General features: G+C 58.1%; 16 protein-coding genes and 1 riboswitch. All 16 genes read right to left on the reverse strand.

What is annotated here, in order from left to right; genetic code table 11:
* Complete coding sequence (gene fliF / locus MNU25_RS17605; RefSeq protein ID WP_240986259.1) at nucleotides 1–1,593, reverse strand: flagellar basal-body MS-ring/collar protein FliF; 1,593 nt, start codon at nucleotides 1,591–1,593, stop codon at nucleotides 1–3.
* Nucleotides 1,594–1,636: 43 nt separating this feature from the next.
* A complete protein-coding gene (gene fliE / locus MNU25_RS17610) occupies nucleotides 1,637–1,969 on the reverse strand; it encodes a flagellar hook-basal body complex protein FliE (RefSeq protein WP_240986260.1) in 333 nt (110 codons plus the stop codon).
* A gap of 5 nt (nucleotides 1,970–1,974) precedes the next feature.
* Nucleotides 1,975–2,475 (reverse strand): flagellar basal body rod protein FlgC, encoded by a 501-nt coding sequence (gene flgC / locus MNU25_RS17615; RefSeq protein ID WP_240986261.1) that lies wholly within the window; start codon nucleotides 2,473–2,475, stop codon nucleotides 1,975–1,977.
* Between the two features lie 6 nt (nucleotides 2,476–2,481).
* Nucleotides 2,482–3,672: a protein-glutamate methylesterase/protein-glutamine glutaminase gene (locus tag MNU25_RS17620; protein WP_240986262.1), complete on the reverse strand. Its 1,191-nt coding sequence runs from the start codon at nucleotides 3,670–3,672 to the stop codon at nucleotides 2,482–2,484.
* Nucleotides 3,656–4,102: a chemotaxis protein CheW gene (locus MNU25_RS17625; RefSeq protein WP_240986263.1), complete on the reverse strand. Its 447-nt coding sequence runs from the start codon at nucleotides 4,100–4,102 to the stop codon at nucleotides 3,656–3,658. The genes MNU25_RS17620 and MNU25_RS17625 overlap by 17 nt, the downstream gene beginning before the upstream one ends.
* A gap of 40 nt (nucleotides 4,103–4,142) precedes the next feature.
* The gene (locus MNU25_RS17630) at nucleotides 4,143–6,350 is read right to left on the reverse strand and encodes a chemotaxis protein CheA (RefSeq protein WP_240986264.1); all 2,208 of its coding nucleotides are present in this window, start codon (nucleotides 6,348–6,350) and stop codon (nucleotides 4,143–4,145) included.
* Nucleotides 6,351–7,212: 862 nt separating this feature from the next.
* Nucleotides 7,213–9,156 carry an adenine deaminase gene (locus MNU25_RS17635; protein WP_240986265.1) on the reverse strand — a complete coding sequence of 648 codons (1,944 nt, stop codon included), beginning with the start codon at nucleotides 9,154–9,156 and terminating at the stop codon, nucleotides 7,213–7,215.
* Nucleotides 9,157–9,342: 186 nt separating this feature from the next.
* Nucleotides 9,343–10,674, reverse strand: coding sequence for a 5'-deoxyadenosine deaminase (locus MNU25_RS17640; RefSeq protein WP_240986266.1), 1,332 nt, complete (start codon nucleotides 10,672–10,674; stop codon nucleotides 9,343–9,345).
* A gap of 368 nt (nucleotides 10,675–11,042) precedes the next feature.
* The gene (locus MNU25_RS17645) at nucleotides 11,043–12,380 is read right to left on the reverse strand and encodes an NCS2 family permease (protein WP_240986267.1); all 1,338 of its coding nucleotides are present in this window, start codon (nucleotides 12,378–12,380) and stop codon (nucleotides 11,043–11,045) included.
* A gap of 219 nt (nucleotides 12,381–12,599) precedes the next feature.
* Nucleotides 12,600–13,595, reverse strand: coding sequence for a xanthine dehydrogenase family protein molybdopterin-binding subunit (locus tag MNU25_RS20175; RefSeq protein WP_261485936.1), 996 nt, complete (start codon nucleotides 13,593–13,595; stop codon nucleotides 12,600–12,602).
* Entirely contained in the window at nucleotides 13,592–14,869 is a 1,278-nt protein-coding gene (locus MNU25_RS20180; RefSeq protein ID WP_261485938.1) for a xanthine dehydrogenase family protein molybdopterin-binding subunit, read from the reverse strand. The genes MNU25_RS20175 and MNU25_RS20180 overlap by 4 nt, the downstream gene beginning before the upstream one ends.
* Nucleotides 14,866–15,330, reverse strand: a complete 465-nt coding sequence (locus tag MNU25_RS17660) for a (2Fe-2S)-binding protein (protein WP_240986268.1) — start codon at nucleotides 15,328–15,330, stop codon at nucleotides 14,866–14,868. The genes MNU25_RS20180 and MNU25_RS17660 overlap by 4 nt, the downstream gene beginning before the upstream one ends.
* The gene (locus tag MNU25_RS17665) at nucleotides 15,320–16,201 is read right to left on the reverse strand and encodes an FAD binding domain-containing protein (protein WP_240986269.1); all 882 of its coding nucleotides are present in this window, start codon (nucleotides 16,199–16,201) and stop codon (nucleotides 15,320–15,322) included. Before MNU25_RS17665 ends, MNU25_RS17660 begins: the two co-directional genes overlap by 11 nt.
* 283 nt (nucleotides 16,202–16,484) lie before the next feature.
* Nucleotides 16,485–16,584: riboswitch (purine riboswitch) on the reverse strand.
* Nucleotides 16,585–16,706: 122 nt separating this feature from the next.
* Nucleotides 16,707–17,039 carry an XdhC family protein gene (locus MNU25_RS17670; RefSeq protein ID WP_240986270.1) on the reverse strand — a complete coding sequence of 111 codons (333 nt, stop codon included), beginning with the start codon at nucleotides 17,037–17,039 and terminating at the stop codon, nucleotides 16,707–16,709.
* A complete protein-coding gene (locus tag MNU25_RS17675) occupies nucleotides 17,029–17,817 on the reverse strand; it encodes an XdhC family protein (protein WP_240986271.1) in 789 nt (262 codons plus the stop codon). Before MNU25_RS17675 ends, MNU25_RS17670 begins: the two co-directional genes overlap by 11 nt.
* A 171-nt stretch (nucleotides 17,818–17,988) precedes the next feature.
* A complete protein-coding gene (xdh, locus tag MNU25_RS17680) occupies nucleotides 17,989–20,640 on the reverse strand; it encodes a selenium-dependent xanthine dehydrogenase (RefSeq protein WP_372503554.1) in 2,652 nt (883 codons plus the stop codon).
* Nucleotides 20,641–20,674: the final 34 nt, after the last annotated feature.

Here is a 20,674-nt window from a genome sequence, read left to right on the forward strand (position 1 = left end):
TCAATACTCCTCCGACAGCCATGTTTTCAGCAGGCGGGCCGCCTCGTCGGCATTATTGCGGGTGTAGAGCTCCACGGCTTCTCTGATTTTCTGACGTTCAATCTCAATGGCGCTCTTGGCTTGCCTTTTCTGGAGTTTTGCCCGAGCTTCCTCTTCCGCTTGTTGCTGTGCCAGAAGCACACCCTCTGCCTCCGCGGCCGCCAGCGGCTGACCCTCCCCCGTCAAAGCGTCTGTGCGCGCCAAACGTTTTCGTTTTGAACGCGTACGAACCAGAAGAAGGAGAAAAATAATTCCCAACAGAATTCCCGCGCCCAGCTCCGCGTATCTCAGCAGGCGACGGTTTTGCGCCGCCCGGGCCATAGCCGCCTGGGCCTGATTCAGGGCCGTCGTGTCAAAAGGAATGGCCGCCACCCTGATTTGGTCTCCCCGCTTCGGATCGAGCCCCGCGGCCGAGGTCACCAATCCTTGAATAGAAGCCAATTGGGTCGGTGTGACTTTATTGGAGTCTGCCATGACAGAGATGGACAAGCGCTTGATCGCGCCCGGACTGACCACCTGTTCCGTCTGAGTCTTATCCGGCTGGTAATTCTCAGTGCTCGAACTTTGGCCGGAAGTCGTCGTATTGCCGCCGCCTACCGCCGGATAGCCCGGCACATTGCTATTCACCCCCGGGGCGGCGCCTGCCGTCCCGCCGCTGCTCTTCTCGCTCGTGACCTGTTTGCTCACCAGAGCTCCGGCCCCGTACTTGTCCGAGGTGACCTTCACCTGATCGAAATTTAAATCGGCATTGACTCTTACCACCGCGTTACCCGATCCCAAAGCCTGGTCGAGCATGCTCTGCACGGACTGCTGAATTCGTTTCTGAACGGCTTCTTGGATTCGCAGTTGGCTATTGCTCAGACCGGCAGAACTCGCGGCCTCGTTGAGTACGTCGGATAACACTTGTCCGTTAGTGTCCACAATCGTCACATTGCCCGGTTTAAGTCCCTCCACAGATGCAGCCAAAAGATTTGCTACTCCCCGGACTTGCTCCCGGCTCAGCGTCACTCCCGGGGCCAGTTTGAGCGTAACAGCCGCCGTGGCGGCCTGCGTTTTTCCCTCGAACAGGGAAGGCTGGGGCATGACAATGTGCACCGAAGCGTCCTCAACCCCGTTCAAAGTCTTCAGGGTATTTGCCAGTTCACTTTGCAGAGCCAGAACGTAACGCAGCTGGCGATCGGCATCCGTTTCGCCCAGCTGCATCTGGTTCAGGTAGTCGAAGCTGAACTTGCTGCCCTGGGGAACACCCGCACTGGCCAACTCCAGACGGGCTTCGGCCGCCTGCGCCTTTGGCACCAAAATTGTGCCGCCACCGTCTTGCAACTCATAGGGGATTTTCAAACTTACGAGTTTGCTCCTTACGGCCGCGGCGCTTGTCAGGTCGATCTTACTGAAGAGCGGAACATATTGAGGCCTTCCCGCCCAGACGATCAGGGTGATCAGGGCCGTCGCCACCAGGAGGGGAGCGGCAACCGTCACGGTTTTCTGCGGACGGGTCAGCTTCTGCCAAAAATCCCGCAATGATTTCCGCCAGTCTGTCCACGAGAAATTCACTCACCATTCCCCCTTCCTACAACCTCTATAGCCACCGGGCACCCTAGATCTGCATGCGCATCAGCTCCTGATACGCGTCCATTGCTTTATTTCGCACTTCGACCGTAAGGGACATGGCCAAACTGGCCTTATCCAGCGCGATCATGACACTGTGAATGTCCGGCGCTTGTCCCGTGGCCAAAGCGATGCTGGCCGCGTCCGCATTTTTCTGCAACCCGTCCACCTGCTGCAGGGCCTGTCCCAAAAACTTACCGAAATTCGCGCCCGTCAGTCCGGGTCCCGTTTTCGTTCCCGCCCCCGAAAGAGGGGCCGCATTGTTCACAGCGCTGTTGCCCGGCGTCAAGAGGGCCAGCGGCGCTACCGCACTCAAGCTCATTCAGATCACACCTTTCCCAGTTCCAAGGCCTTAGTCTCCATCCCTTTGCTGGCGTTCAGCACCGTTACGTTGGCCTCATAAGCCCGTGAAGCCGAGACCATGTCTACCATCTCCGTCACCACATTGACATTCGGTTCACGCACATACCCGGCCGGGATGCCCGGCTCCGGTGTCTTGGCCGCGTCCGGGGAATCCGGGTTGTACGCCAGCTTGAAAGGCGTCTGATCCCCGGCGATGGCGGCCACCTCCACCCCCGTGCCCGCGGCCCGGTCCAAAGAAGAAGAACGCGCAAAAGCCTGGTCGAGAGTCCGGGCAAAATCCGGCTGAACCGGCCGGGGCTCGAAAATCGCCACCTCGCGCCGGTAAGGAATCTGATTTCCCGCCGGAGTCAATTGCCCCGTACGAGTGGTGTTGACATTGGCAATGTTGTTGGCAATCAGGTCCAAGCGCAGGCGCTGTGCTGTCAAGCCGGAGGCGCTGGCATCAATAGCCTGAAAAATTCCCATCCGTCTTTACCCCCCCATAACACACTCCGTGATAGTCCGCCCGATTTCTCCCAATGGTACTACCCTATCCGCCAATCCGCCCTCCACCAAGGCCTTGGGCATACCGTAGACGACACAGGACTCCTCCGCCTCGGCAATGGCAAACCCCCCTAAAGCTTTGATTTGTTTCATCCCCTCTGCCCCATCCCGACCCATCCCCGTCATCACCACCCCCAAGGTTCCCCCGCCGACCTCACGGGCCAAGGAAAGGAACAGCACATCCACCGAGGGGTGATAGAGCGTGGGAATCGGGCTTTCCTCCCCGATCGCCAGGCAAAGGCGGCCGGCCTTGCGAACCACTTGCGTTTGTTTACCGGCCGGCGCCACGCAGATGATTCCCGCCCGCAGCGCCTCTCCGTCCTTGCCCTCCCGCACCTCAAGACTGCAAAGGCCGTTCAGGCGCTGGGCCAACGGTCCCGTAAACCCCGGGGGCATGTGCTGGGCAACTACCACCGGGACCGGGAAATCTTGCGGGAGCTGAGGCAAGACCGTCTGCAAGGCCGCGGGCCCTCCGGTCGACGTGCCGATCGCCACCACTTCCACCGGATATTGGGGGCGGGCGGCGGAAATCACACCCGCAACGAAACCCCGGGCATGCGGCTCGGCGAGGGGGGAGGAAAAAGCCTTCCCTCCCGGGAACTCCCGAGCCGAAACTTTGTGCCTATCTGTCTCACTCGCCTTGACCCCGTTGGCCGCGGCCCCCGAAGAGCATCCCTTGCCGGGGGAAACCCCGAGTCTGGAGGGGTCCACTTCGGCCGCTGCCCTGATTTTCTCGATCAGATCACGGCTCATTGCCGCCAAATCCGTTCCGGGGCTGCCCGCAGGTTTGGCTACGACATCAACCGCACCCAGATCGAGGGCCTTAAGGGTGGCGTGGGCGCCCTCGGTCGTCAGGGCGCTTAAGATGATCACCGGGGTCGGCTGCCAGCGCATGATTTCGTCCAGAGCCCGCAGTCCGTCCATGACCGGCATTTCCACATCCATTGTGACCACCTGCGGGTGCAGGGCACGCAGCTTCGCGATCCCTTCCTTGCCGTCGCGCGCAATGCCCAGGACTTTAAGGCGGGAATCCAGGCCGAGAATCTTTTGCAGAGCCAGACGCATAAACGGGGAATCATCGACGATAAGCACTCCGATAGGGCTAGGCGCTGAACTCATACTTTGTCTCCCCAGCCATCACCTGATCGAGGTCGAGAAGGATGAGTAGCCGTTCCCCCACTTTGCCCACTCCGCGAATGAATTGAGCGTCCAAACCCATAGCCACCGGAGGCGGCGGTTCGATGGCCGCCGTATCCAGACGCAGGACTTCGGTCACCGCGTCGACCCGAATGCCGAAAACTTTCTTTTCTGCCTGCAAAACGATGATCCGGCTGAGATCCGTCTCCTCCGCCGGCGTCAAACCAAAACGGACGCGCAAGTTGACAATGGGAATCACATTTCCCCGTAAATTAGTCACCCCTTCCACATGACGAGGAGCTTTCGGAACACGGGTTATGGGTGGGATGCGGATGATTTCCTGAACCCGCATGATATCCATGCCGAATTCTTCCGCCCCAAGAGAGAACGTCACGAGTTGCTCTTCAGCCATACTCTGGCCTCCTTTTCTCCGATCTTGACAGTCCTACGGACTAACGGCGGACCACAACGTCTTGCAGCAAGGAACCGATATCCAAAATCAAAGTGACTTTGCCGTCTCCCAGGATGGTGGCGCCCGCAATCCCGGGCAAGCTGCCCAACACCTCGCCCAAGGATTTAATGACTATTTCCTGCTGACCCCGCAAACCGTCGACCACCAAACCCAAAGCCTTATCCCCCAGCCCGACCACAACGACAAAGACCTCTTCAGGCGGCTTTTCCGTCTTGGGAATGTCAAACTCCTCCTCAAGAAATATCAGGGGCAGGGCATTCCCGCGCAGCTGGACCATGGCCCGGCCGCCGACCGTCTTCATATCACCGCGGGCAACCAACAAGGTTTCCAGCACGGACGAGAGCGGGATCGCGTAGACTTCTTGACCCACTTCCACCAAGAGCGCCTGAATAATAGCCAGGGTAAGCGGCAGTCTGATCGTGAAAGTGGTACCTTGGCCGCCGCGGGTGTCGATATCGACGGTTCCGCCCAAGCTGTTCAGAGCCTTTTTGACCACATCCATGCCCACACCCCTGCCGGAAATGTCCGTAACTGTATCGGCGGTGCTGAAACCGGGCCGGAAAATGAACTGGGCGATTTCTCTCTCGGATAATCCTTCCCTGGCACTCACCCAGCCCTCGGCCACAGCCTTCCTGCGTATTTTTTCTAAGGGAAGGCCGCAGCCGTCATCCGCGACGACGATAGCGATATGATTTCCCTGATGGTAAGCATCCAGACTGACAGTGCCGGTCGCTCTTTTGCCTGCCGCCCGGCGTTCGGCAGGGGATTCTATGCCATGGTCCACCGCGTTGCGGATGAGGTGCATGAGGGGATCTCCGATGGCCTCAACAACAGTCTTGTCCAGCTCCGTATCCTCTCCCTGAACAACGAGCTCAATCTCTTTCTTCGTCCTGCGAGCCAAGTCCCGGACCAGACGGGGAAAGCGGCCGAATACCGTCCCGATGGGCACCATCCTCAGCCTCATTACGCTCTCCTGCAGATCATTCATCAAGCGCCCCAGATAGACATTCGTCTCGATCAGGCTGCTCACTAACGGCTCCTGCGGGTAACAGCCTTTCAAATCGGTACCCGTCTGCACCAAACGCGTCCGCGTAATCACCATCTCTCCGACCATATTGATCAAGTTGTCCATGCGTGCGGTATCGACGCGAATCGTGTGAATCGGAACATTTTCTGCCGGGACCCCCGCATTCGGAGCGGAAACCGGCGTATTATTATATAAATAATGTGATTCTGCACCGTGCTCCTGAGAAACATCTGCCCCTCCGGTTAAAACGGAAGGTGTGGGGTAGGAGTGAAGCTCAGCTGCGGCCACCTCCGACACCCCCAAAATTTCCTCGCGGATGGCTTCGGACGGCTCGGGGGAAATGAGCAAGAGGCAAAAGTGGTTGTCCTGTGCCGTGTCCATCTCTTCAATGCCCGGCAAAATCTTGAGAACGGTCCCGATACCCTCCAGTCTCTGCATAATGACCACAGCCCGGACGGCCTTCATTAGAGTATCGTCAGCCAGGGTGACATCGATTTGGTAGATGCCGTAACCCTTGTTCTGTGCCTCTTTGACCTTGTCACGGTCCCCCGCTTCGAGGAAGAAATCCCGCGGGACAAAGTTATCTTCTCTCGCCTCCACCGCTCCGGTGCTGTCCGCCCTAACTTTTCCTCCCTCCCGGCCGCCTTCCGGCTCGCTGGGACTGCTCCGGCTCTTGTCAGCCGCCCCGTGAACTCCCGCCGGGGAATTCCGCACCCCCCCGGCTCCCGTTTCTTCCCTTACTGAAGGCGAACCGCCCCTTGCCCAGCCCTTCATCACTCCTACTAAATCTTCATACTCTTCCCGGATTTCCTGCCTTTGTTCCACTTGGGCCAGCATCGTCCGAATGCGGTCGGTCACTTCCAGAAGAACGTCCACCACGCCCGGCGTAACTTCCATGGCACCCTGCCGCAGACGGTCCAGCAAATCTTCAGCCGCGTGTGTCAAGGCCACAATGGGCAAGAATCCCATGGTACCGGAGGCGCCTTTCAAGCTGTGCGCCGAGCGGAAGAGATCATTGACCAAATTAATGTCTTGACCTTCCTTTTCCAACCGCAGTAAACCTGTTCCTAATCTGTCAATCTGCTCCCGGGAATCCAGTAAATAGAAATCCAGAAATTCCGCCACATCCACACCCGGGTTTTCCCGGTCATCTCCGTCCATACACACAACCACCCCTATCTTTGAGACCCGCTCAGGGGCCACCCGCCGAGGTTACCTTGACAGGTTTTCACGGATACAAACAGTAAACTTTTTTCTAATGTTTATCCTTTCTCGTTTGCCTCTTTTTTCCTCTTCCTTCCCCTGTTGAGCAACAAAAATGCCCGATTCCAAGGCAAATTCCTTACGATTTACCCCCAACAATCTGGCATGATCTTCCTGGGCAAAAAGGCCCTGATTTACCTATTCGCCATAAAAACCAAATCTCCTTCGACTTTTTCCACAAAATTTGCGCTATCCTTGCATCCTTTTGCTGAATTCTATGGAATTTCCCGTCGTACCGCATAAATACGCGGTCTGCGCGGCCCGGATCTCAGGGTTCCCGGGACGAACGTCCCTGACATTTTTGCACCCTGGTCCCGGCCATTTTTGTTCCAACGACCCACCCGAAAAAAAGGAGCTCCGGTGTCCCTTTTCGTTCCCTGCCCCCCACCGCCGCGCCGCTCATTTCACTCCCCGGCTGCGTTTGCGTCAACAGTCCGTCACTGGCCGCCTCCGTTCGCCGGTCGTTCGTCTGCCGCTGATATTTCTCCGTATGTCGCTTGCGCGGCACGGAAGTCTGACAACAGATCCTAAAACGACGGCGGGGTAATATCCCTGCCGTCGTTTCTTAACATGCCGAAAAACCACCAAAATCACATCTTTAAGCCGTGGACAAGAGACGTTCAGGCCAGTTGCTTAAAGCGGTTCCCGGACAGCCACCCATTAAAGACCTCCCCGCCTGTCGGGGAACCCTACCTCTTCAGGGCCGTTTTCGCTGATCTTCAGCCCGAACTCGCCGCTGCGGTCGCGTGCTAAGAGGAGGTCAGGGAAAAAGGCTGACGAAACTCAATTTATCCCCGTCGACCAGGCCCCGGTCCGTGAGTTTGAGATGGGGGATTACAGGCAAGGAAAGAAAAGCCAGAGTCATAAACGGATCAACCCCCTCCCTCACGCCCAGTTCACGGGCCCGAATATGCATCTCCTCCAGGATGGACACGACCTTATCGGCCGGCTCCCGGCTCATCAAACCGGCCAAAGGAAGGGGCAGGTGACCCAAGACCCTGCCCCCGGCCGTTAAACAGAGACCGCCCTGCGCAGCCACCACAGTACTGACAGCCAATTCCATGTCCTCGTCGTTCATCCCGGCCACTACCAGGTTGTGCGAATCATGGGCGACAGTGGAAGCCAGGGCCCCCCGGGCGAGCCCGAACCCCTGGACAAATCCCAGGCCGGTACGTCCGCTCGCTTGATGGCGTTCAAGAACTGCCAATTTGGCGACATCCTGACTCACATCCGGGAGAACCAGGCCGGCCCGAACCGGTAAATCCAGGCAGAGATGATCCGTCACCAGAGAATGAGGCTTGACCCCAATGACCCGCACCGCGACCGTTTCCCCGGCCTTACAGGAGCGGCCTCCCCTCCGCAGCGTCTCTGTCGCGCTTCCCCGCGGCACCCGCGGACAGCGGATCTGCAGCCTTTCCCGGCTCCATTTTCCCAGATGAACTGTATCGCTCAGATCAGTTTCTCCCCGACTCAAATTCTGCCCGGTGACCTGTCTGCCGTCTTTTGAGGGGTTCACGCCGGCCCAAGCTGCCGCACCCACCGACAAGACAGGTCTTGACCATGCAGCCGCCTCTGCCGAAAAAGCTGCCCCAAGCCCTTCTTGCCGGCTTTTTCCCCGCCAGAAGACATCGTCGATGACAAACTCCTCCAGATCGCTGAGAATGACACAATCCGCCTGGAACCCGGGAGCAACCGCCCCTAAATGCTCCAAACCCAGAGCCCGCGCCGGATTGATCGTCGCCATCTGTACGGCCTGTAGAGGCTCCACCCCGGCTTTAACCGCCAGGCGAATCAAATGATCGATACTCCCCTCGCGCCAAAGATCCAGAGGATTGCGGTCATCCGTGACCAACAGGCAGCGGTTGGAATTGATCGGATTGACCGCCGGCAGCAGGTCAAGCAAATTACGGGCGGCACTCCCTTCCCTCAACATCAGGAAAAATCCCCTGCGCAAGCGCTCCCTGGCCTCCTCAGGGGTCGAACACTCATGTTCGGTCCCGATGCCCGCCAAATAATAGGCGTTGAGGTCCTGCGCCCGGATCCCCGGCGCGTGCCCGTCTCTCAGACGCAGCGGAAGCTCAAGTTTGCGCACCAAATCTTCTTTTCCTGCCAGGACGCCGGGATAGTCCATCACCTCGCCCAACCCGATCACGCGGGGGTCATCCGTTAAGGCCGCCAAATCCCCGGCCGTCAGCCGGGCCCCTGAAGTCTCCAACTCAGTGGCCGGCACGCAGGAAGGCAGAGCCACAAACCCGTTAAAGGGCAAGCGGGCCAAACGATCCAGAATATAGCGGATCCCGGCCAGACCCGCCACATTGGCAACCTCGTGCGGATCCACCAAGGCAGTCGTTACCCCGTGCGCCACGAGGAGGGCACAAAACTCCTCCGGGCAGAGATGGGAACTCTCAATGTGCACATGCCCGTCGATCAAGCCCGGGACCACGTAGTGCCCCGCCAGATCCCGGACCTCCCGAGCTTGACGGTACTCCCCCGTGCCGACAAAAAAGCCGTCCTGAATCCCGATGTCCGTCTCATAAATTTCCCCGGAAAGGACGTTCACCAAACGGGCGCGGTGCAAAACCAGGTCAATAGGCTCGAGACCCCGGGCCTGCCTCATTTTTTCCCGCCGGGATACCTTCTTCTGCCCTGCCCCCTCAATCTTTGTCCCTTCCGTTCTTATTCCTTCGGCTGGCCACGGTTTCATCTTCTACCCCTTCATCCTCTGCATCTTCATCTTCATCCTCATCCTCGCATCTTCATCCTCATCCTCGCATCTTCATCCTCGCGTCTTCATCTTTTGCCTCTTCGTCCTTGCCCCTTCATCTTCCGCCTCTTCAACTCCTGCCCTTCACTTTCTGTCCTTCAGTTCCTGTCCTTCAGTTCCTGTCCTTCAACCCAGCCCCGTCCGCTTCAAGACTCGCTTCAGACTCTCGGTTGCACTTTTCTTCACATCGTTCACGTCCAGACTTAAGAGGCGCCTGTCCTCCATGAGAATACGCCCGTCGACCATCGTCAGGCGCACATCGGCCGCAGTAGCCTGATACACCAATTGCGAATAGACGTCCACCCCTTCCATGGGCCAAGTGTGAAGCCCCTGCAGGCTGACAACCGCCAAATCCGCCTTCTTACCCGCTTCCAGGCTGCCCAGGTCTTTTTCCCGGCCCAGCGCCCGCGCCCCCGCCAGAGTCGCCAGCTCAAAGACTTTGGCGGCCGGCATGGAGGTGGGGCCATGCAGAGGTTTCTGAATCAGGGCCGCATGGCGCATTTCTCTGAACCCGTCCAGGTTATTGTTGCAGGGGGCTCCGTCCGCTCCCAAAGAGACCTCTGCTCCGCGTGCCAGAAGTTCCGGCACCGGGGCCACTCCGGACGCCAACTTCAAATTGGAGGACGGACAATGGACGATCTTTGTTCGGCTCTCTGCCAGGATCTGCTTTTCCGCTTCGTCCAGCCACACGCAATGAGCCAGCAAGGAGCGGGGACCGGTCAAACCCAACTTTTCCAGGAAAACCACGTTGCGTTCACCCCGGGTCCTCTCCACCAACTCAATCTCACCCCGGTTTTCCGAAGCGTGGGTATGAACGAGAGCCTGTTTTGCCTCCGCCAGGCGCGAGACTTCCTTAAGGAGTTCATCCGTGCAAGAAACCACAAAACGCGGAGTATAGGCCACCTCCAACCGCCCCTCACCGCTGCCGTGATATTTTTCCCACAGATCTGTGCTTTCTTGCAGAGACGCCGCCGTGGACTCTTTCAACCCGGCGGGAATATCCGGATCCGGCAAATCCATCATACATTTGCCCGACACGGCCCTCATCCCGCTCTCCAGGATGGCCCGGAAGGCTTCTTCGGTATGATGCACCGTTTCCATGTCGACAATCGCGGTCGTACCGCCCAGCAGGAGTTCCCCCAGCCCCAAACGGGCCGAATCATAGAGAGACCCGGCATCATGCCCTGCTTCCAAAGGCCAGATTTTGTTTCTCAACCAGTCCAGCAGTTCCAAATCATCCGCCTGACCGCGGAACAATACCTGACAAAGGTGGACATGCGTCTGGATAAGCCCCGGAATGACCAGATCTCCTTTCAGGTCAATCGTCCGGTCGGCCGTCTCCCCCAGAGCGGGCCCCAGAGCCGCAATCGTCGTCCCTTCAACCAGCAGATCCCCCTGAAAAACCGCCCGCTGGGCGTTCATCGTGACAATAGTTCCGTTCTTTAAAAGAATACGCATTCAAAAATCCCTTCTTCACTCGTAGTTTTTCACTGCCGGCTCTCCCCCGGCAGACTCCCCTCCTTCCGGGGCCGCAAATTGCCGCAAAAGCGAACTCTCACCGTTTTAAACCCCTCATAGTCAGAGCGGCCGGGAGACAAAAATGCAGCCTTTTGCCTCCCGGATTCCGCCTGACGGCTGCCGGCAGCCGCCGACTCAAGCCGGAATATCCCAATCCTGCAGGGATCCTGCCCTTCCTGCAGGGGAGCAGCCTTCCCGGCTCAGGTGAACGGCGCCGACAAATTCAGCGTCACTTTCCTGAGTTTCGCGGCTTGAGCGAAACCTTCCGAGAAAATATCCCCCGTGCCAAAGGTCTCGCCCGGCCGGCTCTAACCCAGGACAAAATGGAGAATAAACAGAATCGTCAAGACATAGGTGACCGCATTGTTTTCTTTGTACCTTCCCGTGACCAGCTTGATGATCGTATATGACATGAAACCGAAGGCCAGGCCTTGAGCGATGGAGTACGTAAGGGGCATCATGATGATGGTCAGAAAAGCCGGCAGCGCTTCCGTAAAATCGTCAAAGCGCACATGGACCACTTCACCCATCATCAGCGTTCCCACCAGAATGAGCACAGGCGCGGTGGCCACGGACGGGACCAGACCGACCAAGGGCGCAAAAACGATGGCCACGATGAAGAGAATGGCCACAACCACAGCCGTCAGGCCGCTCTTGCCCCCTTCGGCCACGCCGGAGGTGCTCTCGATGTAGGACGTCACCGTCGGTGTCCCCATGATCGAACCAAACATGGTGCCGATAGAATCGGCCATCAGGGCCCGGCCGGCCCGGGGCAGGTTGCCCTGGTCATCGAGTAAGCCCGCTTTGCGCGACACCCCCAGCAGAGTACCGATATTATCGAACATGTCTACAAAAGTAAAGGCGAACAGAATAGAAATCAAACCGTAATCAAAAGCCCCTACGATATTCAGGTGCATGAAGATGGGAGTAACTGAAGCAAACGGATTCGTCGGGGCGATGAAGCTGGAGATGCCCGTCGGTGCCGGGGCCACTCTGAAGATCATGGCGATGACACTCGTGATTAACATTCCCAGCAAAAGGCCTCCTTTAATCCTCTTGGCCATAAAAAAACCCGTAATGATTAAGCCAAGGGCCGCTACCAGCACGGAGGGGGATTTCATGTTGCCCAAAGCCACAATCGTGTCTTTGTTGGCCACGATAATGCCGGCATTTTGCAATCCGATAAAAGCGATAAAGAGGCCAATCCCGACTCCGATGGAGTAGCGCAGGACCTCAGGCACCCCGGCGATAATCCATTCCCGAACTTTAGTTACGGTAAGAAGGAAGAAAACCAAGCCGGAAATGAACACCGCGCCCAAGGCTGTCTGCCAGGGAAGGTGCATGCCGATGACCACCGAGTACGTAAAAAAGGCGTTAAGGCCCATGCCCGGAGCCATGGCGATAGGGTAATTGGCGTAGAAGCCCATAATCAGAGTGGCAAAAGCCGAGGAAATCGCGGTCGCCGCAAAAGTGGCCGCAACCGGCATCCCGGCGGCTTTGAGAATATTGGGATTGACAAAGAGGATATAAGCCATCGTGACAAAAGTCGTCACTCCTGCCAGGACTTCTGTCTTGACATTGGTATGCAGTTCATCCAGGTGAAAGATGCGGTTCAGCAAACCGCCGGAACTTTGGTTAACCGACATTTTTTAGCCCTCCTTTTTCAATATACCTCCTGGGACTTTTAACATACCTCCTGGGACCTTTGGCATACCTCCCCGGATGCCGTATCCGTTTTCCTTCCGTTAAGCGGCGCCGCAGCACCACGCTCTGCACCGGAAGGCCGATCGTGCCTGCTCCGGCTGCCGCGGTCACGGGCCGGCCGCCGGCCTGCTTTCACCTCCCTTCTTCCCGCCCGTACCGACTCAAGTCTTGCTTGGCCCGGCCAAGGCGGCCAATATCTTTTCCGGCGTCGCCGGCAAGGAGGTAATCCTCACCCCGACGGCGTCATCAATCGCGTTCACTATGGCCGCGATCGTAGGTAACATGGCCGGCTCGCCCAGCCCCTTGGCGCCGTACGGCCCGGTTTCCTCCGGCTCCTCCACAAGAATAGCATGGATCTCAGGCGTATCCAAAACCGTGGGAATCAAATATTGGGAAAGAGACGGATTCTTAATCTGGCCTTCGCTTAACTGCACCTCTTCCAGGAGGGCAAACCCCACTCCCTGGGCTATCCCTCCAGCAATTTGCCCCTCGGCTTGCAGGGGATTAATCGCCTTTCCCAGGTCATGCGCGGCCACCACCTTAAGCACTCGCACGTTTCCCGTCTCCGTATCCACTTCGACCTCAGCCACCTGACAACCGAAGGCATAGGGCCAATACGGAGACCCTTGCCCTGTTTCCGGGTTGACCCGGGTTGTACGGGCTGTATAACTTTCGGAACCCAGAAAGCGTTCGCCGTCCAAACGGGCCTGGCTCACCACTTCGGCTAAGGGCAAGGAACGTGCCGGTTCCCCTTTGACGCGCACCCGATGGTCTTTAAGTTCAATTCCGTCCGCGCTTGTACAGTGTAAAGCCCGGGCGGCGTAAGCCAAGAGGCCGGCCTTGGCTTGGGTCACCGCCTTAATCACGGCATTTCCGGTATTATAGGTGTGCCGGGTGGCCGCCGAGGTTCCGGAATCAGGTGTTGTATCCGTATCTCCGCTGATCACTGTCACCTCATCCGCATCGATCCCCAGTTCCTCGGCCGCGATCTGAGCGAAGATCGTGCTGCTTCCCTGCCCCACGTCAATCGCGCCCGTGAGCACGCTCACCGAGCCGTCGTCATGAATCTCGACAAAAGCGCTGGACACGTCGGGGAAACCGTTCCCGTACCCCGTCCCGTACCAGGCACAACCCAGCCCTCGGCCCCGTTTTTTCATCGCCCGCTCACCTCTCCAAGATAGGATTTGACCGCTTTCAGACACTCTTCCATACCCACACTTCCGCTCAGAACCTGACCTGTCGCGGTTTCGCTCCCCGCCCGGTAGATATTCCTCAGCCGCACTTCCCAAGGACTTAACCCCAGCTCACGAGCCAGCAGATCCATTTGGCTCTCATAGGCCAAAACGGGCTGGGCCGCTCCGAACCCGCGCATTGCCCCCGTATAAGGGTTGTTCGTCAACACGGCATAAGCATCTACCCGCACGTGGGGAATCTCGTAGGGACCGGTGGCGTGAATGGCAGCCTTGCGCAAGATGTTGGGACTCCAGGACGCATAGGCACCGGCATCCCCGACAATCCGAGCTTCCATGACGGTCAGCTTTCCGGCCCGGGTCGCCCCCGTCTTGTAGTGCATCCTCATGGGATGGCGCTTGCTGTGGGAATAGAAAGACTCTTCGCGCGTATTTTCCATTTTCACCGGGCGCTGGGTGTGCCAAGCCATGAGAGCCGCCATGATTTGCAGAGAAATATCTTCCCGGCCTCCGAAAGCTCCCCCCACACTCCGGGTCCTGACCCGGACCTGATTGAACTTCAGCCCCAGGGCATGGGCAATCTCCCCCCGGTCATAATGGGCGTACTGGGTGGCAACTTCAACGACCAGGTGGCCCCGCTCATCGACGTAAGCGAGCACCGCCTCCGGCTGGAGAAAAGCGTGATCCAGCATCTGAGTTTGATAGTCCCTCTCCACCGTCACTTCCGCCTCGGCCCAGCCTTTGGCTGTGTCGCCTTTATAAACCGGGAGATGATACACGATATTGCTGCCGCCGTGGATTTCCGGATGCAGAGCCGGAGCCTCCTCCTTCATCGCCTCTTCCGGGTCAAACAGCCCCGGCAGAACCTCGTAATCGACCTCGACCCGCCCGGCGGCCGCCCGGGCCTGAGCCGGTGTTTCGGCCCCGACCAGGACCACCGGATCCCCGGCCATCCGGACGTGGTCTGCCACCAAAACCGGTTGATCCCGGTAAAGCACGCCGTGTCCGTTGTGGGGAACATCGGCTGAGGTCAGAACTGCAACCACTCCTTCAGCTTTCCGCGCCTCATCCAGCCTGAGTCCGCGTATCCGGGCATGGGCATGGGGGCTGCGCACAGCTACAGCGTAAATCTGCCCCTCCCGCCTTACATCTGCCGGAAAAGCAGCCTGACCTAAAACTTTTCCCCAGGCATCCTCCCGCAGCACGCGTCCGCCAACCGTTCCGCCAATCACATCGTTCATTGTTCCACCTCCCCGGCCGCGCGTTCCACTGCCTTCAGGATCCGGTCATACCCGGTACAGCGGCAGAGGTTGCCGGACATGGCCACCGCTATTTCCTCTTTACCCGGGTGTGGGTTCCGGTCCAGCAGAGCCTTAGCCGACAAAACCATACCCGGCGTGCAGAAACCGCACTGTACCGCACCTTCCTCCAAGAAAGCCTTCTGCACCGGATGCAGGGAACCCCGCTTTCCCAAGCCCTCGATGGTCGTCACCGCGTGCCCGTCGGCCTGACCCGCCAGGACCATACAGGAATTGACAGTCTTACCATCCATGATCACAGTACAAGCTCCACATTCACCCTCACCGCAGCCTTCCTTAGTCCCCGTCAAATGCAGGCGCTCGCGCAAAATATCGAGCAGACGCTCCTCGGGCTCCACCTCCAACCTCCTATCCACACCGTTTACCTTGAGTTCAATCTTCATTTCCCCTTCCCCCCTTTCGGTCAACGTCCGCGTGTTCCCCGGATGTTACAAACTCCATCGTTCTCAATGCTTCCCTGACCACACCGGCGACCGCTTCTTTCTTATAGGGAGCGGAGGCTCTTTCCCCTAAGGCCCGGCTTATGACCTTCTTGGCCTGACGACAGGCCAGCTCTGTGAAACCGCGGTCCAAAACCAACCCATTCAGTTCCTCTGCCAGATCCAGACTGAGAAAAGCCCGCTTCCCCGCTGCCCCAAACGCCACTCGGACTCCACAGGCCCTCCCGTTTTCCTCCCGCAAAGCGACTGCCGCGCTCAAACGGGCAATGGCTAAAGCCTGACGCCGGCCGAGCTTGGCAAAGCCGCTCACTCCGGCCCGCAAAGGCAGGCGAAATCCCGCCAGTAAAGTCCCCGGCTGCCAGAGCGGTGTCCTCCCCAACACCTCGGCGAGCGGCAGCAGAACTTCACCCGAGCGACTCAGCAAGCGCACCTGGGCCTGCAAGACCAGAAGGGCGGGCAGGCTGTCAGCCGCCGGCGAACAATTGGCTAAATTCCCTCCTAAAGTCGCCTGGTTGCGAATCTGCGGTGCGCCCATGCTGCTGCAGGCCAGCCAAAGGGCACGGGCCTCTTGCGCTGCCGTATCGTTATTGAGTAAATCTGCGAAGCTGACCATAGCCCCAATCTCCAGCCAGTCACCCCCTGCCCGGATCTGCCGCAATTCCGCGACGGCCTGCAAGTCAACTAACCCCCTCGCCTGAACCTCCCGACGCCGCAGCTTCAGGATCAGATCCGTACCCCCGGCCAGGTAGAGCATACCCGGTTCTTCCCCTGCCTCTAAAGCTTTGGCAAGCGTTTGCGGACGAATATAATACATCTTTCTCCACCTCCATAGATGAACTCTTCAGGGAAAATCCCGCTCGGCAATCACATCGGACTTTTCCGACTTTGAGCCGGCTCTCGGAAAGCCGGCCCGAACCCATCTTGGTCAAAAAACTTCCTTCTTGAAAAACTTCCCTCGGTGGAAACTGCGCGGCACAACCCCTCCCCGGCTTAAAGCATTTTCCCCTCTCACCGGCCTAAGACATTGTCACCCCTCGTCGCTGCCCCAACGCGCCCGGTCATCCGGTAACAAAAAACGGATGACCGTCGCCGACACCAAAGGGAAATACACCCCTCATAGTCAGACGATTTTGGTCATCCGGTAGAAACTTTTGGACCTATCTCCAAAAATATATGAGTTGAAACAACACCCTTATTCAGTTGTATCTATATTTATATTCTCTGTATTATTATTTATATTCGACAAGATTCTTGCCATTCCTTCTCTTCGAGCAACAACTTTGGCAAAAATCAAGGCCACCATTCCCCAACACAACGATTTACTCCCCGACCTTCCCCGACCCGGATACCGTCTCAATAAACACCTCCATAACCCCGCCGCAAACCATCCCATCTGCCTCCGCTAGCTCGTGCGTCAGCTCGACCCGGGCAGTTCGCGGCTGCCGTGTTCTTAGAACTTCCCAGGCCGTACGCCTGGCCTCCGCCTCCCCGCAGCCGCCCCCGATCGTCCCGACCGACCGCCCGTCCCTGTAAAAGAGGACCTGGGCTCCCGCCTTGCGCGGAGTGGAACCGCGGGTCGAAATCACCGTGACCAAGGCCGCCTCCTCGCCCGCTGTTAAATCGAGAATGGCCCGCGTTACCTTATGGTCCACCCTGCACACCCCCTGACTGAGCTTTTAGCCCGCTGCTCCGGCCGTAGTATTTGACCATGACGATTTCCGCCACAATGCTAACCGCTATTTCTTCGGGAGTTTGTGCCCCTATATCCAAACCGATAGGAGCCTGCACGCTGTCCAGCAGGGCGGGGGAAATGCCCTCCGCTCTCAGTTCATCGAGCACGGCTTTGACTTTGCGGCGGCTCCCGATCATTCCGGTGTAAGCCGGCTGTTCCTCACTCTCGAGGACTTTGGCCAGGCAGTCCTTGTCATGACGATGCCCGCGGGTCACAATGACCGCAAAAGTGCTGCCGTCGGGAGCGTACTCTTCAATGGCCTTGCCAAACTCGTCACAAATAACCCTATCCGCTGCGGGGAACCGGGTCGTCGAAGCAAAGGCCGGCCGGTCATCGACCACCGTAACTTCAAAGCCGATCATCTTCCCCATTTGTACGAGAGGCAGCGCAATATGCCCCCCGCCCAAAATGAGCAGGCGCTGGGCCGGAAGGAGCGGATCCAGAAAAATCCCCAGCGGCTCCCCCGCTACTTCCCGCCGGTAAAGCCGGGGGATTCTCAACCGTAAGACCTCCCGGACCTCTTCGGCCAAATCGGGAAATTCCGGCCAAGCCTGTCCGCCGGCAATCCTTTGCCCGTCTCCGTCAAAAATGAAGCGGCTGCCGGCGGGATACCGGACGGTGCCCTGGACGATGACAGCCGCCACACCTAATCTCTTCTCTTCGAGATAACGGAGCAGAGTGGAATAATACGCAGTCATGAACTCCTCTCCTGTCCGGAAAACTTAATTGAAAAAACGACGGAACTTCCAGAACGGAATCTGTCCATAGTTTTGCCTCTTGTCGCACAAAACCAGACCCATGCGCATGAAATGCTGCACTTAAAACCCTTACTTCCGGCCTCTGACTTCTGACCTCTGCTCCGGCCTCCGTCATTTTCCCCTCGTTCTGACTTCCGGCCTCTGACTTCTGACCTCTGTTCCGGCCTCCGTCATTTTCCCCTCGTTCTGACCTCCGGCCTCTGACTTCTGACCTCTGCTATACGGTGTACCCGTCAAAGGCAGACTGGTTCTGAATTTGCCGTCCAAGCGGCGATAAGCACAAGCCACCGCCGGAGCCACCGGAATAGAGGCGATCTCCCCGACCCCTTTCGCCCCGTAAGCCAAAGGAGACGGATTCTTCTCGATGATCAGTACTTCTGTCTCCGGCATGTCCGTGGATCTGAACAACCCCAACGTGGCAAATTTGGCCGTCGGAACCCCTTGGCGCAAAGGAAACTCCTCCCGCAGAGCAAAACCTAACCCCATGGCAATACCGCCTTCCACCTGCCCTTCCACCGCTTTGGGATTGATGGCCCGGCCCACATCATGCGCGGCGATCACTTTGACCACGCGTCCCGTCTCGTCCAAAATCACGACATCGGTCGCATAGCTATAAGCGACATGATTCACGGGATGGGGTTTATCCGCATTCAGAACATCCGTAATCCCCGAATATTCCCCTTCATAAACGGCGCCCTCCAACTCCGCCAGAGACTTGTGGTTCATATCCTGCTGCAATTTGAGGGCTGCTTGGCGGGTCGCCTCCCCAGTGAACAGGGTCTGACGCGAGGCGGTTGTCGTCCCGGCATTCGGGGTGAGGAACGTGTCCGGGGGGGTGACCTCTATCAGCCCCGGCGCCAGACCGGTCGCTTCGCTGATGATCTGGGTCACAATGGTGGCCAGGCCTTGACCGATACAGGCCGCACTCGTATAGGCGAAGACCCGGCCCTGTGCCACTTTAAGTTTAATCCGGCCAACGTCCGGCAGTCCGACGCCAATCCCGGTATTTTTGAGGGCACAGGCGATTCCGGCATAAGGGCTGGATTCATACGCTTCCCGGACCGCCAAGAGGGTCTCTTTAATGGCGGTGCCCTCGTCGCAAATCTGACCCGTCGGATTCTCCTTGCCCGCTTCCAGAGCATTGCGCCAGCGCATCTCCCAAGCTGAGATGCCAACTTTCTCCGCCAGCAGATCCATATTGCCCTCACAAGCGAAAGCCGATTGCGGCACCCCGAAGCCACGGAAAGCCCCCGCCGGGGGGTTATTCGTGTAGACACAGTACCCGGTAATGTCCACATTGGCTATTTCGTAAGGCCCGCCGATATGGGTACAGGCGCGCTGCAGAACCGCCGTGCCCAGCGAAGCGTAAGCCCCGGTATCGGCCGTGATCCGGGCGACCAGTGCCGTAAGTTTTCCCTCTGCGTCACACCCCGTCGTCAAGTCCAACTCCATCGGATGCCGCTTGGGATGAACCATCATGCTTTCCTGACGGCTTAGGGTCAGTTTCACCGGTTTACCGGTCTTCAGGGCCAACAAAGCCGCATGATGCTGTACGCTCAGATCTTCTTTCCCACCGAAGCCCCCTCCCACAAATTTACTGACAATGCGCACTTTTTCAGGAGGAAGGGCCAGGATCGAACAAATGCCGTGCAGATCATCATAAACCCCTTGGTCGGCCACGTACACCGTGACTCCGCCGTCATGATCCGGCTCCGCCAGGGCACTCTCCGGCTCCATGAAAGCATGCTCCGTCGGCGGTGTCGAATAATGCTGGGTGACCACATAAGCCGAATGTGACAAAGCCTCCTGCGCGTTTCCCCGTTCCACTCGCGTGGTGCTCAACAGGTTGCCCTTCGGGTGGATTTGGGCCGCCCCTTCCCTCAATGCTTCCGCCGGGCTGAGCACAGGTTCCAGTTCATCATATTCGAACTTAATCAGCTTTAGAGCCTCCCGGGCTGCCTTTTTCGAACGGGCTGCCACCAGAGCCAAAGCATCACCGACGTAGCGGGTTTCTTCTCCCACTGCGACCAAAGTCGGCCAGTCGTGAATAATATGCCCGTGGTAACGCTCACCTGGAATGTCATCGGCCGTCAAAACCGCTTCCACTCCCGGAAAGGCCCTGGCCGCCTCCGTAACCAGCGTCTTCAGCAGAACCCTGGGGGCCGGTGAACGCAGTACAGCCCCGAAAAGCATCCCCTCCCGGTACATATCGTCGACATATTCCGCCTCGCCCAAGGTTTTCGCCCGAGCATCGACCCGATGAAAGTTGGCGCCGATCCCGCTTTTAACAGGAGCCGTCCCGAAAGCTGACTCTCCGCGCAGGGCCTTGCCGGCCAGGAGAATTCCCTGCTCTATTTTGACATATCCGGTGCAGCGGCACAAATTCGCCCGTATCCCGTCTTTAATGTCTTGCGGCGAAGGGTCCGGGTTCCTGTCTAAAAGGGCCTTGGCACTCATCACCATCCCCGGAGTACAAAAGCCGCACTGAACCGCCCCGACTTCCGCAAAGGCCCAGCTGAAGACTTCTTTCTCTTTCTCGGACAATCCGTCCGTCGTCATCAGCTCTTTCCCCTCAACCTTGCCTGTCGTCAGGCGGCAGGCCCGCATGGGCTTTCCGTCAACCAGAATCGTGCAGGCGCCGCATACCCCTTCGCCACAGCCGTTCTTGAGCGAAGTCAAATGCAAATGATCCCGCAAAAACTCCATCAGATTCATGTCTTCATCTGTGGCATAGCTCTTACCGTTTACACTGATGTTCATGATCGTCGGGCCTGCGTACTTCTGACCTTGGCCAGGA

The organism is Acididesulfobacillus acetoxydans, from assembly GCF_902729405.1.
Taxonomy (GTDB): domain Bacteria; phylum Bacillota; class Desulfitobacteriia; order Desulfitobacteriales; family Desulfitobacteriaceae; genus Acididesulfobacillus; species Acididesulfobacillus acetoxydans.

Excerpts from the sequence above, each read along its gene's own strand:
- fliE (WP_240986260.1), bottom strand. The coding sequence starts at position 1,969 with ATGAGCTTGAGTGCGGTAGCGCCGCTGGCCCTCTTGACGCCGGGCAAC.
- flgC (WP_240986261.1), bottom strand. The coding sequence starts at position 2,475 with ATGGGAATTTTTCAGGCTATTGATGCCAGCGCCTCCGGCTTGACAGCA.
- MNU25_RS17620 (WP_240986262.1), bottom strand. The coding sequence starts at position 3,672 with ATGAGTTCAGCGCCTAGCCCTATCGGAGTGCTTATCGTCGATGATTCC.
- MNU25_RS17625 (WP_240986263.1), bottom strand. The coding sequence starts at position 4,102 with ATGGCTGAAGAGCAACTCGTGACGTTCTCTCTTGGGGCGGAAGAATTC.
- MNU25_RS17630 (WP_240986264.1), bottom strand. The coding sequence starts at position 6,350 with ATGGACGGAGATGACCGGGAAAACCCGGGTGTGGATGTGGCGGAATTT.
- MNU25_RS17635 (WP_240986265.1), bottom strand. The coding sequence starts at position 9,156 with ATGAAACCGTGGCCAGCCGAAGGAATAAGAACGGAAGGGACAAAGATT.
- MNU25_RS17640 (WP_240986266.1), bottom strand. The coding sequence starts at position 10,674 with ATGCGTATTCTTTTAAAGAACGGAACTATTGTCACGATGAACGCCCAG.
- MNU25_RS17645 (WP_240986267.1), bottom strand. The coding sequence starts at position 12,380 with ATGTCGGTTAACCAAAGTTCCGGCGGTTTGCTGAACCGCATCTTTCAC.
- MNU25_RS20175 (WP_261485936.1), bottom strand. The coding sequence starts at position 13,595 with ATGAAAAAACGGGGCCGAGGGCTGGGTTGTGCCTGGTACGGGACGGGG.
- MNU25_RS20180 (WP_261485938.1), bottom strand. The coding sequence starts at position 14,869 with ATGAACGATGTGATTGGCGGAACGGTTGGCGGACGCGTGCTGCGGGAG.
- MNU25_RS17660 (WP_240986268.1), bottom strand. The coding sequence starts at position 15,330 with ATGAAGATTGAACTCAAGGTAAACGGTGTGGATAGGAGGTTGGAGGTG.
- MNU25_RS17665 (WP_240986269.1), bottom strand. The coding sequence starts at position 16,201 with ATGTATTATATTCGTCCGCAAACGCTTGCCAAAGCTTTAGAGGCAGGG.
- MNU25_RS17675 (WP_240986271.1), bottom strand. The coding sequence starts at position 17,817 with ATGACTGCGTATTATTCCACTCTGCTCCGTTATCTCGAAGAGAAGAGA.